Here is a 16,394-nt window from a genome sequence, read left to right as displayed (position 1 = left end):
CATGATTGAAATCAGGAATCTCTCCAAGCGCTACGGCAGTTTCGATGCGCTGCACCACATTGACCTGACGGTGAACCGGGGCGAGTTCCTGGTCATCCTGGGCGCATCCGGCGCCGGCAAGTCGACACTGCTGCGCTGTATCAACCACCTGACAGAGCCGACCACAGGCGAGATCACGGTGGATGGCGAACTTTCGCGCGGCGACCGTGCCGGGCTGCGCCGAGTGCGGCGTAGCGTGGCCATGATCTTTCAGCACTACAACGTGGTGCCGCGCCTTTCAGTGCTCAAGAACGTGCTGACCGGGCGTTTGGCGGCCATGCCCTCGGTCATGTCGTGGTTCCAGTTGTTCCCGCGCGAAGACGTGGCCATTGCCCGTGAGAGCCTGCGCCGCGTCGGGCTGGAAGCCAAGGCCGACGTGCGCACCGACACGCTCTCGGGCGGGCAGAAGCAGCGCGTGGGCATTGCCCGCGCACTGGCGCAGCGGCCCAAGGTGATTCTGGCTGACGAACCGGTAGCCAGCCTGGACCCCAAGACGTCGCGCAGCGTGCTGGGCTGTCTGCGTGAGGCCAGCCGCGAAAGTGGCATCACTGTGATCTGCAACCTGCACCAGGTCGACTACGCCATGGAGTTCGGCGAGCGCATCGTTGGCGTTGCGGGCGGGCGCATCGTGTTCGACGGCAAGCCCGGCGAGCTGACCGAAGAGGTGTTGCACCGCATCTATCCTGAAGGCGTGGAGACGTCGGCCACCGATGCCGTACCAGCTGCGCAAGTGGCGCAGATTGTTGTCGAGCAAGCGGCAACCTCGGCCGCCGAAGCGGCCGCCGCCCGTCATGCGCCCCATGCCCCGCTGGCAACGCGCCAAACCGCATTCACCTTGGAGAAATCATGATCGCCATCGGACGCTACAACCTCCTCGTGGGACCCAGCGGCGGCAACGCCGGCTGGTGGAAATACCTCGTTGCCGCAGCCGGTGGCGTGGGCATCATCTGGTGGGCGGCCATTGGCAGCCAGGTGAGTGTGTCGGAACTCTACAAGGGCATGCCGTGGATCGGCGACTTCCTCTCGCGCATGTTTCCGCCCAACTGGGAATTCGCAAAGAAACTGGTTACCCCAGCCATTGAAACCGTGCAGATTGCCATCTGGGGCACGCTGCTGGCCATCGTGCTGGCGGTGCCCGTGTGCTTCCTGGCGGCGCGCAACATCTCGCCCAACCTGGCGGTGTTCCACTTCATGCGGCAGGTGCTGAACATCATGCGCGGCATCAACGAAATCATCCTTGCACTGATCTTCGTGGCCGCTGTGGGCCTGGGGCCTTTCCCCGGTGTGCTGGCCCTGGGGCTGCATGGCGCTGGCATGCTTGGCAAGTTTTTTGCCGAGTCCATCGAAGACATCGACCAGGGGCCGATCGAGGCCCTGCGCTCCACCGGCGCTGGCCCGATTCAGACCATCATCTTCGGCGTGATACCGCAGGTGGTGACAGCGTGGATAGCCGTGATCCTGTACCGCTTTGAGACCAACCTGCGCCAGGCGACCGTGCTCGGTATGGTGGGGGCTGGCGGCATCGGCTTCGAGCTGGTGGGCAGCATGAAACTCTTCCAGTACCAGGATACCGCCACCTGCATCCTCGTGATCGTGGCCATGGTGATGACCGCAGACTATGTGTCGAGCAAGCTGCGTGCCTGGATTCAGCAAGGAGCAAGGTAATGGACCGCAAGATCACCCGCATCAACGCCAACGGGCGCGACTACACACTGCCGGCACGGCCTGTCGTGGTGGTGTGCGTTGACGGCTGCGAGCCCGACTACGTTACCCAGGCCATCCAGGCCGGCGTGGCACCCTACCTCAAGCGCATGCTCGAGAAAGGGGCCTCACTGGTCGGCGATTGCGTGGTGCCCAGCTTCACCAATCCGAACAATCTTTCCATCGTGACGGGTGCGCCGCCTTCAGTGCACGGCATTTGCGGCAACTACTTCCTGGACCCGGAAACGGGCAAGGAGGTGATGATGAACGACGCGCAATACCTGCGGGCCGGCACCATCCTGGCTGCGCTCTCAGACGCCGGACTGAAGGTGGCGGTCGTCACTGCCAAGGACAAGCTGCGCGGCCTGCTGGGCCATGGCATGGCGGGCATCTGTTTTTCCGCGGAGAAAGCTGACAGGGCCACGCTGGCGGATGGTGGCATAGCCAACGTGCCCGCACTGGTTGGCAAGCCGGTACCCTCGGTCTACAGCGCCGACCTGAGCGAATTCGTTTTCGCCGCCGGTGTGAAGCTGTTGGAAACGCAGCGCCCGGACGTGATGTACCTGTCGACCACCGACTACATTCAGCACAAGTGTGCACCCGGCACGGCCGGCGCCAACGACTTCTACGCCATGATGGACGGCTACCTCGCGCAGATGGACAAGTTGGGCGCGTTGATCGCGCTCACGGCTGATCACGGCATGAGCCCCAAGACCGACGCCGCCGGGCAACCACGCATCGTCTTTCTTCAGGAGGTGTTGGACGCAATGGCTGGCGCGGGCGGTGCGCGCGTCATCCTGCCGATTACCGACCCCTACGTGGTGCACCACGGCGCGCTGGGGTCTTTCGCCACCGTGTATCTGGGCGACCTATCGCGGAGCGAAAGCCTCGCGGCTCAATTGAAGTCTGTCGTTGGCGTTGAGGTGGTGCTCACGCGCAGCGAGGCTGCGCAGCGCTTTGAGTTGCCGCCCGACCGCATCGGCGACCTGGTGGTGGTGTCTGACCATCTCACTGTGTTGGGCACACGGGCCAGCGAACACGACCTGTCGGGCCTCAACGTCCCCTTGCGCTCGCATGGCGGCATTTCGGAACAAAAGGTGCCGCTGCTCTTCAACTGCCGTCTGCAAGACGTGGCAGCGGGCCGACGTATCCGCAACTTCGACATCTTCGACCTGGCACTGAACCACGCCCGGGTCACGACTCCCTAGAGGCACGCCATGACCGCGAACTACATGAATCCCGTGCAAAGCGTGTACGGGCCGGGAGCGCTGTCGCGCCTGCCGCAACTGCTGGCAGGTCGCAAGGCCGCATTGGTGACTTTTCCCGAGGCTGCGGCCATTGGCTTGCTGGACCGCGTCAAGAGCGTGCTGGGCGACAGTCTGGCCTGCGTGATCGACCAGGTCATGCCCAACCCGGACGTGGCCGAACTGGCCGCCACCTGGGAGGATTTCTGGCGCTCGCATGCCGACACCGAGGTCATCATCGCAGTGGGCGGTGGCAGTGCCATCGACACGGCCAAGGCCCTGATGGTGGGCAATGACAGCGGCCGCTTTGACGAGCTCATCGCCGGCCTGGGCGGCGACGCGGTGTTTGCCCCTACCCGTTTCAAGACGCTGATCGCCGTGCCGACCACGGCGGGAACCGGCAGCGAAGTGACGCCTTGGGCCACCATATGGGACCGCCAGAAGCAGAAGAAGTATTCGCTGCACCTGCGCGAGACCTGGCCTGCCTACGCGGTGGTCGACCCTGAGTTGATGCTGTCCCTGCCCGCATCCGTCACCCTGCAGAGCGGTCTGGATGCGCTGTCGCATGCACTCGAATCGATCTGGAACGTGAACGCCAATCCGATCTCGGACACCTTTGCTGTCGCCGCCGTGCAGGAAACGCTGGCCGTGCTACCGGCGCTCATGCGCGACCTCTCCAGCCTGGAGCTGCGCGGCCGCATGGCACTGGCCGCATTGAAGGCCGGCATGGCGTTCTCCAACACCAAAACGGCGCTGGCGCATTCGATCTCGTACGAGATGACGCTGCGCTACGGGCTCCCGCACGGCATTGCCTGTTCGTTCCCATTGCCCTTGGTGCTCAAGCGCGCCATCGGGCACAGCGCTGACCGCGACCATGTGCTGGCACAGGCGCTGGGCGTGCCGCTGCCGGAGGCGCCGGCGTTCCTCACGCGCTTTATTGAGGGGCTGGGCGTCAATACCCGGTTTGCCGACTACGGTGTGGGCGAGGAAGAGGCCCAAGCCATGCTGCTGCACGCCCAACAAGGCGCGCGCGGAAAGAATTTCATTGGAAGCATGGCTACAGCCACACCGGAGAAAGTTGCATGAACGCCCCCGTTGACAGCAGACATTTTCGTGCCGAGACATTGCGTATTGGCGGTGAGCGCCTGTCGCGTGACCGTACCTTGACCGTCCACAACCCGTTCAACGGGGAGCGTGTGGGCACCGTGCCGCTGGCCACGCTGGAGGACGTTCGAGAGGCCTACCGCATTGCCCATGCCTACCGGCCTACGCTGTCGCGTTACGAGCGCTCCACCATCCTGAACCGCGCCTCGGTACTGTTGCGTGCACGCGCTGACGAAGCTTCGACGCTGATCACCCTGGAGTCGGGCCTGTGCAAGAAGGATTCGATCTACGAGATCGGACGGGTGGCCGATGTACTGGTCTTCGGAGCCAACGAGGCGCTGCGCGATGACGGTCAGGTGTTCTCCTGCGATCTCACGCCGCACGGCAAGAAGCGCAAGGTGATTACCACGCGCGAGCCGCTGCAGGGGGTGATCACCGCCATCACGCCGTTCAACCACCCGATGAACCAGGTGGCGCACAAGGTGGTTCCCAGCATTGCCACCAACAACCGCATGGTGCTCAAGCCATCGGAGAAAGTGCCGCTGTCGGCGCTGTTCCTGGCTGACATCTTGTATGAGGCCGGCCTGCCGCCCGAGATGTTTCAGGTCGTCACCGGCGACCCGCGCGAGATCGCCGACGAGATGTTGACCAACAAGCTTGTGGACCTCATCACCTTCACGGGCGGCGTTGCCATCGGCAAGTACATTGCTTCGCGGGCCGGCTACCGCCGCATTGTGCTGGAACTGGGTGGCAACGACCCGCTGATCGTGATGGAAGACGCTGACCTGGACAAAGCGTCGGACCTGGCTGTTGCGGGTTCGTACAAGAACTCCGGCCAGCGCTGCACCGCCGTGAAACGCATGCTGGTGCATGAGTCGGTTGCGCGTGAGTTCACCGAGCAGGTTGTGGAGAAGACCCGCCGCTGGAAGCATGGCGACCCGATGGACGCCGGCAACGACATGGGCACCGTGATCGACGAGGCCGCCGCGAAATCCTTTGAGGCACGCGTCACCGAAGCCGTGGCGCAAGGCGCGCGCCTGTTGCTGGGCAACGAGCGCGACGGCGCCTTGTACTCCCCTACCGTGCTGGACAACGTGAAGCCTGAGATGGCGTTGGTGCGCGAAGAAACCTTTGGCCCCGTATCGCCCATCATCACCTTCAAGGACATTGACGAGGCGATCCGCATCTCCAACGGCACGGCGTTCGGCCTGTCGTCTGGCATCTGCACCAACCGCATGGACTATGTGACGCGCTTGGCCAACGAGTTGGTGGTCGGCACGGTCAACCTGTGGGAAGTGCCGGGTTATCGGATTGAGTTGACGCCATTTGGCGGCATCAAGGATTCAGGCCTTGGCTACAAGGAAGGCGTACAGGAAGCGATGAAATCCTTTTGCAACGGCAAGACCTTCACCATGCCCTGGGCCTGACTGTCCGCGACTTGCTGGCTGGGGCATCCAGTGCGAAACACCCCTGGCTCTGACCACCTGTTTGTGCTAGTCTTCCTGTCCCTTTTTGACAAAGGAGCCCGCCATGACAGCGATGAATGTGGTGCATATGCGCGTGAAGCCTGGCCAGGAAGACGAGTACGTCCGCATCCACCAGGGCATGGACATGCGCGCCATGCCGGGTGGCCGCAATTTCTGGCTGGTCCGCTCGGGTGAGCGAAGCTTCATGGTGGTGGGCGAGTGGGACAGCATGGAGGCCATGGCGGCGGCACGGCCGGCCATGGTCGCCAACCTGGACAAACTGCGTCCCATCCTCGAAGACCTGGGCGGTGGCCGGGGCCTCACGGAGCCCTGGTCGGGTGACGTCGCACTGCACTTGAAAGCCTAGCCTGCAGCGCCCCGGCGCCCGGCGCTCAGACGCCGGCACCGTCAGAACAGGACCTGCTGCGCCGACGTGATGGCGGCAAAGCTCTCGCCCAGCGGCACCAGCATGGCGTCCGCAATCGGCTGCAGCTGCTTGCTGAGGTAGTGCTGGTAGTCGATGCGGGACTGGCGCACCTCCAGCGGTTCGGGCCCGTTCAGCGTCATCACGTACTGGATCCAGCCGCCGTTCTGGTACTGCTTGCGCCGGTTTACGCGTGCGTTGAACTCGTCGGCGATGCGCGCGGCGCGCACCTGCGGCGGCACGTTGGTCTGGTAGTCGTCCAGCCGGTGGCGCAGGCGCTTGCGGTAGATCAGCAGGTCGTCCTTGTTGCCCGCGAGCGTCTCGCGGGCGTAGTCGGCAACGAACGCGGTGTAGGGCTCGCCGCGAAAGATGCGCGACATCAGGCCTTCCTGAAACTGGCGCGCCAGCGGCGTCCAGTCGGTGCGGGCCATCTCCAGGCCGCGGTAGACCATCTCCTCTTTGCCAGTGGCGTCCACACTCAGCCCGGCGTAGCGCTTCTTGCTGCCGATGTCTGTGCCGCGTATCGTCGGCATGAAGAACTTCTTGTAGTGGGTGTCGAACTCGATCTCCAGGAAGCTTTCCAGCCCTTGGTCGGCCATCAGGTTTTGCTTCCACCAGGCGTTGATCTCGCGCGTGAGCTCTGCCGCCACGGCCAGTGCCTCTTGCGTGCTGTGCGGGCGGCGCAGCCAGATGAAGATCGAGTCCGTGTCGCCATAGATGACGCCGTAGCCCTGCTGCTCGACGAAGTCGCGGGTCAGCCGCATCATCTCGTGGCCACGCAGGGTGATGGCGGAGACCAGCGCCGGGTTGAAGAAGCGGCAGTCCACGGCCCCCAGCACGCCGGCAAACGAGTTCATCAGCAGCTTCAGCGCTTGCGACAGCGGCTCGTTTTTGGCGCGCTTGGCGTCGTCGCGGGCGCTGGACAGCGTGCTGACGATCTCGGGCAGGCAGTGCTTGTCGCGCGAGAAAAGGGTGCCATTGGGGCCTTTGACCAGGCCGGACTTGTCGGCCGCGCACTGGGCTTCGGCGTACCCCACCGGGTCCACCAGGAAGGTGCGGATGATGCTGGGATACAGGCTTTTGTAGTCCAGGACGATCACGGAGTCGTAGAACCCGGGCTGGGAATCCATCACGTAGCCGCCCGGGTAGGCCTTGCTGGCGATCTCACCCACATTGGGCGCCACGTAGCCCAGCCGGTGCATGCGCGGCAGGTAGTGGTGGCTGAAGGCGGCGATGGAGCCGCCCCAGTGGTCGGCCGGCAGGCCGGTGGTGTGGGCGCGCTCCATCACAAAGGCCAGCAGGCGCGCGTGCACGAAGATGCGCAGCACCAGCTCGCAGTCGCGGATGTTGTAGGTGGCCAGGGCCGGCTTGTCGTGCTGAAACCGGCGCTCGATTTCGGCCATCTTGTCGTATTCGTCACCGATGGCCTTGCCTTCGCCCAGCAGCTGCTGCGACACCGCCTCCAGGCTGAAGGAGGGAAACGTCCAGCCGGCGGCGCGCAAGGCCTCGATGCCATCTATCACCACCCGGCCCACCAGGGGCGCAAACAGGTAGCCCTGCTTGCCAGGATGCGTGCGCCACTCGATCGCGCGCCGCTCGCGGCCCAGCAGCAGCGGCACGCCGCAGGCGTCGGCATTCTTTTGCAGGACACGCAGGTCGAACTGGATGACGCTCCAGCCGACGATCACGTCCGGGTCATGGCACTCGAACCAGTCGTTCAGCCGCTCGATCATTTGTTGGCGGGCAGGGCAATAGACGAGGGAAAAGTCCGCAGGGGTGGCCGGCTGCGCTGGCTGGTCTTGCTGGTCCGGCGGCTGGCCCAGCATGAAGACCACCCGGTCTGCTGCGCTGTCCAGCGCGATGGAGTACAGCTCTTCGTGCTGGCTGGTTTCAATGTCCAGCGACACCATCTTCAGCTCCGGCCGGTAGTCCACCGAGGGCTTCAGCCTGCAGTCCACCAGGGTGGTGCCAGTGCGCGTGCCGCCCTCGACCACCACACCGGCGGTGATGAAGCGCTCCATCAGGTAACGCTCGTGCGGGCGCACATCGGCCTCGAACAGGGGGACCGACTGCGGCCCCAGCGTGCGGGCGAGCTTGCTGAGTTGCCGGTGCTGCCTGGCATACACCCCAATGACGGGGTCCTGCTGAAAGGTCTTGAGCTCCAGCGCGCGGATCTCGATACCCGGAATGCTGGCAAGCTGGGCTTCGATGGCCTGGCGGTCTGCAGCCCTGGCAAAGGCCGTGGACACCTGCCCGGTCAGCAGCAGCTTGCGCGGGCCGTCCTCAGTGGCCAGCCAGTATTCCAGCTCGGTGCCAGCAGGCAGATCGCGGGACCGCCGCGTGAGGATGAAGCCCTGGAGGTCTTTGGGGGGCACGGCGGTTTGGGGTAGAGCGGGGTGCGGGTGCTGGGGGAAGTCCTCACCATTTTCGCTGACCGAAGCTGCCGGCCCCTAAGCCCTGATCGCACAAGGTGCAACAGCTGCTTTGTGCCCTGGGCGGATTAAAGCCAAACTGCTTGCAAATGCCAACACAGCGGGTCAAGTATCAACCTGGCCATCGATCTACGAGGCCTGTCGAGAAGATGGCGGCTTGCACACGCGAGACGCCGATGTCGCGCAGTTCATGCGCGTCCATTGAGCGGAGTTCCTGCAAGTCCCGGCGCATGCGGCGTGCTTCCTGCATGCGGGAGGAGAGGCGTCGCCACCAGTTGGCGGGGGCGGGCAGAGGGTAAGTAGATGTCATGAGAGGCTCCTTGGGTTGATGGACAGGTCGCTCAATCGAGCTGCTGCCGCAAGGATCAACCTTCACGCGGTGTCAAGGTCAAGCGCGCAAGCGAACCCTGGGACCAGTTGACGTGGATGCCGTGGCAATCCCGCGCCTGGAAGCTACCGGCTGCGACTCCTGTAACAGAAGTTCCAGGCCTTGCGGGGCCAGGCGCCGCTTGCAGGGGAGGACGAGTGCCTTGAAGAGCATGAGCGGAGGGGCTTGACATTGCCACGGTGGCAAGGTTGAAACTCCCTGCATTGACAAGTGGAGCAGCCATGCAATTGATGAACATAGGCGATGCCGCTGCTGCGGCTGGCGTCACGCCCAAGATGATCCGGCACTACGAATCACTCGGCCTGATCCCGGTGGCCGAACGGACCGACGCGGGGTATCGCCTTTATGGTGACCGCGAGATTGACATGTTGCGATTCATCCGGCAATCACGCGGGCTTGGGTTCTCCATGCAACAGATCGGAGAGTTGATGTGTCTCTGGAGGGATCCGTCGCGGCGCAGCAGCCACGTGAAGCAGGTTGCCTTGAAGCAGCTTGATGACCTTCAGGCAAGGCAGCGCGAGCTGGACCAGATGCGCGCCACGCTGGAGGACCTGGTAACGCAGTGCCGCGGCGACCACATGGCCCATTGCGCCATCCTGGACAACCTCGCGCATGCCGATGCAGCGCCGGTGCCCGTGGAGCTTGCCAAGGCAGCCAGAAAGGGGCTCAAGGTCACGCGCCCTGGGGAGAGCCGACCCAGGCGGCGGGCATTGGCCGCGCCTGCAGTTCAGGCGATGCCGGGCGGCCCACACGCCGGGCTCGTGGCGTGGTCGCGCGGAATCAGTAACTCATCGTCTTCCCCCGCAGCCAGGTGACGCCAGTGCCAAGACCGGTCGGATTGGCCTGCTGCAGTCCCGCGAGGCTTGGGCGATTGACCTTGCCACCGTGGCAACTGCCACAGTGACAACTCCCAACTCAATCGAGGTGCACTCAAATGCAGACAGTATCCAAGGGACGCGCCCTTCGCCTCCTTTTCTCCACGTCGCTCACTTTCCTCCTGGCCGCTTGCGGCGGCGGTGGAGGTGACAGTGGCAAAAACAGCCCGCCTCCGCCACCACCTCCCCTGTCGATGACGTTCCCTGCGGAGTCGATCGTCAAGGCACAGGCGAGTGCGGATCGCCACATTCTGCTTGCGCAAGCACCGTCGGCGATCGGTGCCACCGGAGCTCCGGTGCGCAAGATCTTGTTCACCCGTGCGAGTGCGACCGTGGCGGAGTATCGGCCGCCGGCGGGCTGGTCACTGCTCGATTTCACTGTGCACCCGTCCGGCAACCTGTCGGCGATCCTTGCAACCAACAAGTCCCTCGAGATCGTCCGACTCGATCCAGCCGGTGCTGTCATTCGGCGAGAGGCATTCTCGGATCCGGACGCGCGCAGCGACCCAAGGATCGATGAGGGCGGCATATTCGATCCCGATTCGATGCTGCCGCTGCTCAGCCGGGATGCGGCGCGTGTCGCGCCGCTCGGCGAGGACCTTGCCTTGGTCGTGCGTACCGGCCTCAATGCCGTGGTGGCATACCGGCTTCACTGGACGGCTACTGGGCTCGAGCGGAATTGGCGTGCGCTGGTGGAGCCGGGGATGACGCTCATGGGGAGGTTCCTGACCTCGGGATCGCACGACGTGTTCGACCAGCTCATCGCTCACGTGAGAGTTCACATCGCGACAGACGATGCGGGCCGGATCTTCATCGCCGTGGGCGGTGGCACCGCCTCGAACCTGTTCACCGCTCACGCAGAACACTTCCAGCAAGCGCCCATCGGCGCAGCCCACGGCGCGATCGTGACGCAGCTCTCACGATCGGGCGAGCGAGTGCACGCTACCGTCATCGATACGGGCCAGGCCAGCGAGTTGCATGCGCTTCGCGCAACCCCGACGGGGATTGCCGCGCTCGGCCGGGTTCGCACGCAGGTATTGGCGGATGGCAGCGGCTGGGACGGCTATGCGGCCTTCGTTTCGGTGAACGGCGCCTTCGAGCACTACAACGTCGTGAACGTCGATCGGGGCGATATCCTGTTCGACATCGCACCGGCTCCCCAAGGGGGCTATCTGGCCTCGGGCGCTACCGGATACACACAGAACCCCGCGGGTGCAAGCATTTCGGAGCAGGCGGCTCCGCTGCTTCTTTCCCTGTCCGAAACAGGCTCCGTTCTCGCTCGGCACATCGTTGCGGCCGGTCCGCGCCAGAACCAAATCCGCGCTGTGTCAAGAGCAGGCGCTAAGTGGTTCATTGCGGGACTTGCCAACGGTGCGGGAACGCACAGCGGTGATGCCGACCCCGCGTTGATCACCGCAGATGGATTTCTGAGGGAGATAAGTGTCGCTCCTTGAACGGCGTCGCTTCAGGCGGCGCTTTGGACCTCAAAGCTCACATGGAATCCACGCCCAGTTTTTCCACCAGGAAGTCCGTGAATGCCCGCACAGCGGGGAGGACGGCACGCTCGGGCGGACGCACGATCCATACCGTGCCCCCGAAGCGCCCTTTGATCTGCCAATCGCGCAACAGCGCCACGATCCTGCGCCGCCGGATCAATTCCTGCGCGATGTAGTCGGGGACAACGGCAACGCCCAACCCATCCGCCACCAGCGTCGCGAGGCTTTCGCTGTTGTTCACCGAGGCGCGCCCGCGCATGCGCAACGCCACCGACTCGCCGTTCCGCACGAAAGTCCATGCCGTGTCACGCACCTCGCGTGAGTAGCTGAGGACATCAACTTCGTTCAGGTCGGATGGGTGGCGGATCTGGCGCGCAAAGTCGCTGCCGGCACGCGCCACGAGCAAGTAGTGGATCGGCCGTAGCGACTTTGCGATGGAGAGATCCGGCGGGGTATCCACGAGGCGGATCGCGATGTCGATACGCGCTTCCGTGAAATCGACCATGTGGTCCATCAGTACCAGGTCGACCTCCACTTTGGGATAGCTGCGCAGGAACTCTGAAACCAATGGGAGCAAAACCGCCTTGCCGTATGCGACCGACGTAGTCAACCGCAACAGGCCCCGCGGCTCGCTCGTGAGCGAGGCCACGGCGTCCCGCGCCGCCTGCGCGCTGCGGACCACTTGCGTTGCGTGCTCGAGCGATAGCCGGCCAGGCTCGGTCAGCGAAAGCGACCTCGTCGTGCGATGCAGCAGCCGCGCACCGAATCGCTCCTCCAGGCGCTGCACCTGCTTGCTCAGGGCCGATTTCGACGTGCCCAGGCGCCGAGCCGCTTCGCTGAAGCTGCCTGCATCGGCAACCGCGCTGAAAGCGACCAAGGCGCCGAGGAAGTCCGAATCCCAATCATTGTCCATTTTGTTTCCTCAGCGGATACAGTGAATGTCCCAATCATCGTATTGTGCTTTAAGGCTGGACGCCGGACCATCAAGGCTTCATTCCAAGGAGCCGAACATGCCTTTCGTTGACCTCACACTGCATCACGCCAAGCCCACCACCGCGGCCCTGAAAGCCGTCCGTGAGGGACTCACCCAACTGATGGCAGACGTGCTGCGCAAGCGCGCAGACCTCACCGTCGTCGGAATCACGCTGGACAGCCCCTCGGGGATCACCATTGGCGGCACGCTGCTGGAGTCGGGGAAATGGTCGGGTAGGCTCGTCGCGTATGTCACGGCGGGTACCAACTCCGAGGGCGAGAAGGCGCGGTTCCTCGCCGAGGCTTATCGGCTTCTGGCTCAGCACCTGTCGCCCCCTGCATCCCCGTTCTACATCGTCGTGCAGGAAGTGCCTGCGGGGGCGTGGGGCTATGACGGCCGCAGCCAGGCAGACCGTGCGCAGCCAACCGTGCAGGTGCCGGCGTGATAAAGCGCAAAGCGGTCCATTGCGCCTGCGCGAAGCAGCAATGCAGCCGCAGGACTCTGTCACTCAAACAACGCCACTTCCAATGTTCATTGAACTTGTCATCAAGAGCGTCACGCTGGTTCACGGTTACGACGCGCGCAACCAGGAAATCCTTGAGCAGATCGCGCACCCTGAGCCGGTCCGCAAGCTGGTGCCACTGGCCCGTATCCAGTCTATTGGAGAGCGCTACGTACTGGTCGCATCAGGTTTCGAGCGCCAGGCGTACTGGGAATACGTCGGCGACTACGAGCAGCTCAAGCGAACACTTGAATGTGCGGGCACGGTGTGCAATGCCGCCGGGCCTCGGCGAGCGTGATGGACTCGGGCTCGAGCTTGCCTGCCTGGCAAGCTCGGCGATGGCGCACCCCAATCCGGAGATCTGAATGGACCACTCGAAGCACCATCAACACGCCGCTTTGCACGTCGGCCACGGCACCGCTGCCGCGAGCCTCAACGTGGTTGCGCTGCACGCTACGGCTCATTGCCTGGCAGGCTGCGCGGTCGGGGAGGTCCTGGGCATGGTCATCGGCGCCGCCGGCGGCCTGTCCAGTGCGCAGACGATTGGCTTGGCGGTAGCCTTGGCCTTCCTGTTCGGGTACGCGTTCACGTTCTTTCCGCTGTTGCGCTCCGGGCTCACGCTGTTCGCCGCCGTGGGCATCGCATTCGCTGCCGACACGGCGTCGATTGCGCTGATGGAAGTCGTCGACAACGGACTGATGCTTCTCATCCCTGGCGCAATGGACGCTGGTCTCTCCTCGTGGCTGTTCTGGGGTTCGCTCGCAGCGTCACTGCTGATCGCCGGCGCTGCGGCTTACCCGCTCAACCGCTGGCTGATTTCAAAGGGCATGGGGCATGCGTTGGCACACACCGGGCACGCGCACTGAGGGCGCCATGGAACTGCGTCCTATACCCTTCAGGCTCCCCGCCGGCGCGCGCTCGCCAAAGCTGCACTCGTTCAATGACAGGGCGGAAATCCGGTGGTTCGGGTTTCGCGGCGCGTTGGCAGAGCCCGGGTGGGCTGAGGTCGAATTCGAGCGGCTTCAGACCGGCGTGCTCGGCGGCGGCGGCACCGCCGCTGTCAACGGTGGTGCGATCGCAGCGGGCTTTGACGCTGTCTTCGTGCTGACTGGCCTGTGCCACTACCCATCTGACACCATCGTCACGCTGGAACTTGCGGTGCAGTTTCTGTCCCTGGCGCGTGCAGACCAGCCGCTGTTATTTCGGGCGGGGGTTACCAGATCCTCCCGGGGGTTTGCTTTCGCGCAAGGCGCGCTGGTCGTACGCGGAAACACGGACACTGCGTTCGCGACCGCCACGGCGATAGTCGCCCCGTCCGGGCCCGAAGACGCCACCGTCAGCCTGGGCTACTCTGTCAAGGACATGCCGCAGCGGTGAACAGCGGCGCTGCGGAGCCATTCAGTGCCACGGGCTGGCATTGGCTATGTCTTGTGCATTTCGCCAATCACACGCCGGCGCTTGACGATAACAACCGGTGCTGAGGTTGGACGTGGCGCTGCAGACTGAAACGTGCGCTGACCGTCCACCCTGCCTCTTGCTTTTCCAATGGCCTTGTCGATCTGGCTGCGGCTCAACGGTTCAACCAGATCCCCCACCACCTGGACGTACTGGCCATCCGTCGTCATCGCCAAAGCGCCCATTTGCGCGCCGCGCCTGACGCTTCCCAACAACTGAAGGGGGTCGCCTTCAGGCCGGCCGTATGTGAATCGAGACCATTCCACTTGCCCAAGCTGCACCAGCCATGTTGCTTTCTTACTCAAGGATTGTCTCCTGCCTCGTCGTTCAGCAATGAGCTTGCTGCCAGCTGGATTGTCGCACCTGGCGCACCTGGCGCACCTCGCAGGCCGCCATGTCGCTTGCTACGGCCACAAGGGCGAAATCCACATCGAGAAGTTCCTCAACGGATCCCCCTCTGACAAACTCCAATGCGTTGGTGGCTCTGTCATTGCCGCTGGCCGCCCCCGGCCGGTTGGTGGCCAAGGCGGCAGTGCGTTGTCCCATGGGTGCCTAAAAGCTGGCCCACTCCTTGTCAGCGCCCGCCAACGCCAGTGCCGGGCGCGGGGCGAGGTTGGGTATCAGCGCCTTGGCGCGGGACTGGATTTTTGGCAGCTGGCGCGGAACCCGGCTGGCTGCACGTTCTGCAACAGGCTTCGACTCCACCGGGGTTGACACGCGTGTCGCCACGGGGGTTTGGACCCCATTGAGCTTGAACACGCTGACGTTGTGCACCAACTCGGCTGCCTGCGATTTCAGGGAACTGGCCGCGGCTGCCATTTCTTCCACCAATGCGGCGTTTTGCTGCGTGACCTGGTCCATTTGCGCCACCGCTTCGCCAATCTGACTCACGCCTTGGGATTGCTCGCTGCTGGCCGCACTGATCTCACCCATGATGTCGGTGACCCGGCGGATGGAAGTCACAACCTCCGTCATCGTGGAGCCAGCCTGGTCCACCAGTGTGGAACCCTGCTCAACCCGCTCGACGCTGGCGTTGATCAAGGTTTTGATTTCCTTGGCTGCATCCGCTGACCTGCCGGCCAAGGAGCGAACCTCAGAGGCGACAACGGCGAAGCCACGGCCTTGCTCACCAGCCCGGGCCGCTTCCACCGCAGCGTTCAAGGCCAGGATGTTGGTCTGGAAGGCGATGCCATCGATCACGCTGATGATGTCCGAGATCTTCCTGGACGAGTCGTTGATGCCCTTCATGGTCTCCACCACGCGATTCACCACCTCACCGCCCTGTACCGCCACGGCGCTGGCGCTCTTGGCCAATTGGTCAGCCTGGCGCGCGTTGTCGGCGTTTTGCTTCACGGTGGAGCCAAGTTGCTCCATGGAGGCGGCTGTCTCTTCCAGGGCGCTGGCCTGCTGTTCGGTGCGGGCCGACAAGTCGTGGTTGCCAGAGGCGATCTCGGCGCTGGCGGTCGACAGGCTTTCCGACCCGACGCGCACGCTGGAAACCACGTCGATCAACGAAGACTGCATGCGCGCCATGGCGGCCATCACACTGCTTGTATCACCGCTGCGCACCTGCAGCTGTTCACTGAGATCACCATCTGCCACACGCCCGGCGATTGCGGACAGCTCGGCGGGCTCCGCACCGAGCGAGCGTGACAGCTGACGGATGATCAGCCAGCCGACCAGTGAACCCAGCAGCAACATGGCGGTGGCCAGAACGCCCATGATGAGCATGGAGGACTGAGCGGTCTTGCCGGCTTCGGCAGCCAGATGGTCGGCGCGCTGCTTTTGAAACGCGCGCTCCTCGTCAACGCCCTTGGACAGCGAACTCAATATAGGACGCACCTGGGTCATCAGCTGGCGGGTGGCTTGGTCGCGGTCGTTCTTGTTGACCCCGGCCACAACGCTGTCGATGCCTTTGTCGTAGGCAACCCGAAGATCGTCTATCGCCTTCAGCGCCTCGACCGTGCGAGTCTCAGTCACCCCTTTGCGAAGCGTTTCGAGCAAGGCGGCGTTTTCAGTGTGGATCTTGACGATGCGATTCTTTTCCTCGCTCTTCAAGGCTTCGTCGTCTGTGAGCAGGATGTTCCGGATGGAGCGGGCCGTGATGTTCACGTTGTCCTTGAGCTCGGTGAACAGGCTGACCCGGACCATACCGTTGCCTGCGACCTCTTCAAGGTTGCTTGCCAGGGTTCGCATCTTGATGGCGCCCAGAAGCCCGATCACCATGCCGATCACAATGAGGGAGCCGAACCCGAAGGCCAGCCGCGAAGATACTTTCATGTTGCTTAGATTCAC

The 16,394-nt window shown here is 63.8% G+C and carries 17 protein-coding genes; 12 read left to right on the top strand and 5 right to left on the bottom strand.

The genetic code is table 11. From position 1 onward, the window contains the following. The first annotated feature begins 1 nt into the window (after position 1). The 6 genes from phnC to AC1DX2_RS07555 all read left to right on the top strand — a co-directional run bounded on the left by phnC (position 2) and on the right by AC1DX2_RS07555 (position 5,921). On the top strand, positions 2-889 hold the full coding sequence (gene phnC / locus AC1DX2_RS07580; protein ID WP_477195682.1) for a phosphonate ABC transporter ATP-binding protein: 888 nt from the start codon (positions 2-4) through the stop codon (positions 887-889). After that, entirely contained in the window at positions 886-1,704 is an 819-nt protein-coding gene (phnE, locus tag AC1DX2_RS07575; protein WP_477195681.1) for a phosphonate ABC transporter, permease protein PhnE, read from the top strand. The genes phnC and phnE overlap by 4 nt, the downstream gene beginning before the upstream one ends. Next, entirely contained in the window at positions 1,704-2,948 is a 1,245-nt protein-coding gene (gene phnA, locus AC1DX2_RS07570) for a phosphonoacetate hydrolase (RefSeq protein WP_477195680.1), read from the top strand. The genes phnE and phnA overlap by 1 nt, the downstream gene beginning before the upstream one ends. Positions 2,949-2,957: 9 nt before the next feature. Continuing rightward, positions 2,958-4,070: an iron-containing alcohol dehydrogenase PsrA gene (gene psrA, locus AC1DX2_RS07565; RefSeq protein WP_477195679.1), complete on the top strand. Its 1,113-nt coding sequence runs from the start codon at positions 2,958-2,960 to the stop codon at positions 4,068-4,070. After that, a complete protein-coding gene (gene phnY / locus AC1DX2_RS07560) occupies positions 4,067-5,515 on the top strand; it encodes a phosphonoacetaldehyde dehydrogenase (RefSeq protein ID WP_477195678.1) in 1,449 nt (482 codons plus the stop codon). The genes psrA and phnY overlap by 4 nt, the downstream gene beginning before the upstream one ends. A gap of 103 nt (positions 5,516-5,618) precedes the next feature. Further along, positions 5,619-5,921, top strand: a complete 303-nt coding sequence (locus AC1DX2_RS07555) for a putative quinol monooxygenase (RefSeq protein WP_477195677.1) — start codon at positions 5,619-5,621, stop codon at positions 5,919-5,921. 41 nt (positions 5,922-5,962) lie between these two features. Here AC1DX2_RS07555 and AC1DX2_RS07550 read toward each other — a convergent pair whose 3' ends face one another. Next, positions 5,963-8,353: a DNA polymerase II gene (locus AC1DX2_RS07550; protein ID WP_477195676.1), complete on the bottom strand. Its 2,391-nt coding sequence runs from the start codon at positions 8,351-8,353 to the stop codon at positions 5,963-5,965. Positions 8,354-8,522: 169 nt separating this feature from the next. After that, positions 8,523-8,660, bottom strand: a complete 138-nt coding sequence (locus AC1DX2_RS07545; protein WP_477195771.1) for a YjiS-like domain-containing protein — start codon at positions 8,658-8,660, stop codon at positions 8,523-8,525. 359 nt (positions 8,661-9,019) lie between these two features. Between AC1DX2_RS07545 and cueR the strand changes: the two genes are divergently transcribed. Together cueR and AC1DX2_RS07535 are read left to right on the top strand one after the other, a co-directional pair. Beyond that, the gene (cueR, locus tag AC1DX2_RS07540; protein ID WP_477195675.1) at positions 9,020-9,613 is read left to right on the top strand and encodes a Cu(I)-responsive transcriptional regulator; all 594 of its coding nucleotides are present in this window, start codon (positions 9,020-9,022) and stop codon (positions 9,611-9,613) included. Positions 9,614-9,867: 254 nt separating this feature from the next. Further along, positions 9,868-11,127, top strand: a complete 1,260-nt coding sequence (locus AC1DX2_RS07535) for a hypothetical protein (protein WP_477195674.1) — start codon at positions 9,868-9,870, stop codon at positions 11,125-11,127. 37 nt (positions 11,128-11,164) lie between these two features. Here the strand turns inward: AC1DX2_RS07535 and AC1DX2_RS07530 are convergent, their stop codons facing one another. Then, entirely contained in the window at positions 11,165-12,082 is a 918-nt protein-coding gene (locus AC1DX2_RS07530; protein WP_477195673.1) for a LysR family transcriptional regulator, read from the bottom strand. Positions 12,083-12,179: 97 nt separating this feature from the next. On the opposite strand from AC1DX2_RS07530, the gene AC1DX2_RS07525 reads away from it, so the two are divergent. The 4 genes from AC1DX2_RS07525 to AC1DX2_RS07510 all read left to right on the top strand — a co-directional run bounded on the left by AC1DX2_RS07525 (position 12,180) and on the right by AC1DX2_RS07510 (position 14,021). Beyond that, positions 12,180-12,587 (top strand): tautomerase family protein, encoded by a 408-nt coding sequence (locus AC1DX2_RS07525; protein ID WP_477195672.1) that lies wholly within the window; start codon positions 12,180-12,182, stop codon positions 12,585-12,587. Positions 12,588-12,669: 82 nt separating this feature from the next. After that, positions 12,670-12,942, top strand: a complete 273-nt coding sequence (locus AC1DX2_RS07520) for a hypothetical protein (protein WP_477195671.1) — start codon at positions 12,670-12,672, stop codon at positions 12,940-12,942. A 67-nt stretch (positions 12,943-13,009) separates the two neighbouring features. Then, positions 13,010-13,510: a DUF4396 domain-containing protein gene (locus tag AC1DX2_RS07515; protein ID WP_477195670.1), complete on the top strand. Its 501-nt coding sequence runs from the start codon at positions 13,010-13,012 to the stop codon at positions 13,508-13,510. Between the two features lie 7 nt (positions 13,511-13,517). Further along, positions 13,518-14,021 (top strand): PaaI family thioesterase, encoded by a 504-nt coding sequence (locus AC1DX2_RS07510; RefSeq protein ID WP_477195669.1) that lies wholly within the window; start codon positions 13,518-13,520, stop codon positions 14,019-14,021. 44 nt (positions 14,022-14,065) lie between these two features. Here AC1DX2_RS07510 and AC1DX2_RS07505 read toward each other — a convergent pair whose 3' ends face one another. Continuing rightward, positions 14,066-14,404, bottom strand: coding sequence for a hypothetical protein (locus AC1DX2_RS07505; protein WP_477195668.1), 339 nt, complete (start codon positions 14,402-14,404; stop codon positions 14,066-14,068). 247 nt (positions 14,405-14,651) lie between these two features. Then, positions 14,652-16,379 (bottom strand): methyl-accepting chemotaxis protein, encoded by a 1,728-nt coding sequence (locus AC1DX2_RS07500; protein ID WP_477195667.1) that lies wholly within the window; start codon positions 16,377-16,379, stop codon positions 14,652-14,654. Between the last annotated feature and the right edge of the window lie 15 nt (positions 16,380-16,394).

Source organism: Hylemonella sp. P2_B10 (assembly GCF_056404875.1).
The sequence above is the reverse complement of the archived record's forward strand: the minus strand, read 5'-3'. Positions and strand labels throughout refer to the sequence as shown.

Bases quoted from the DNA above. Each gene is read 5' to 3' on its own strand.
- cueR (WP_477195675.1), top strand. From the start codon at position 9,020: ATGCAATTGATGAACATAGGCGATGCCGCTGCTGCGGCTGGCGTCACG.
- AC1DX2_RS07530 (WP_477195673.1), bottom strand. From the start codon at position 12,082: ATGGACAATGATTGGGATTCGGACTTCCTCGGCGCCTTGGTCGCTTTC.
- phnY (WP_477195678.1), top strand. From the start codon at position 4,067: ATGAACGCCCCCGTTGACAGCAGACATTTTCGTGCCGAGACATTGCGT.
- AC1DX2_RS07515 (WP_477195670.1), top strand. From the start codon at position 13,010: ATGGACCACTCGAAGCACCATCAACACGCCGCTTTGCACGTCGGCCAC.
- phnA (WP_477195680.1), top strand. From the start codon at position 1,704: ATGGACCGCAAGATCACCCGCATCAACGCCAACGGGCGCGACTACACA.
- AC1DX2_RS07535 (WP_477195674.1), top strand. From the start codon at position 9,868: ATGACGTTCCCTGCGGAGTCGATCGTCAAGGCACAGGCGAGTGCGGAT.
- phnC (WP_477195682.1), top strand. From the start codon at position 2: ATGATTGAAATCAGGAATCTCTCCAAGCGCTACGGCAGTTTCGATGCG.
- AC1DX2_RS07520 (WP_477195671.1), top strand. From the start codon at position 12,670: ATGTTCATTGAACTTGTCATCAAGAGCGTCACGCTGGTTCACGGTTAC.
- AC1DX2_RS07525 (WP_477195672.1), top strand. From the start codon at position 12,180: ATGCCTTTCGTTGACCTCACACTGCATCACGCCAAGCCCACCACCGCG.
- AC1DX2_RS07555 (WP_477195677.1), top strand. From the start codon at position 5,619: ATGACAGCGATGAATGTGGTGCATATGCGCGTGAAGCCTGGCCAGGAA.
- AC1DX2_RS07510 (WP_477195669.1), top strand. From the start codon at position 13,518: ATGGAACTGCGTCCTATACCCTTCAGGCTCCCCGCCGGCGCGCGCTCG.
- AC1DX2_RS07545 (WP_477195771.1), bottom strand. From the start codon at position 8,660: ATGCAGGAAGCACGCCGCATGCGCCGGGACTTGCAGGAACTCCGCTCA.
- phnE (WP_477195681.1), top strand. From the start codon at position 886: ATGATCGCCATCGGACGCTACAACCTCCTCGTGGGACCCAGCGGCGGC.
- psrA (WP_477195679.1), top strand. From the start codon at position 2,958: ATGACCGCGAACTACATGAATCCCGTGCAAAGCGTGTACGGGCCGGGA.
- AC1DX2_RS07500 (WP_477195667.1), bottom strand. From the start codon at position 16,379: ATGAAAGTATCTTCGCGGCTGGCCTTCGGGTTCGGCTCCCTCATTGTG.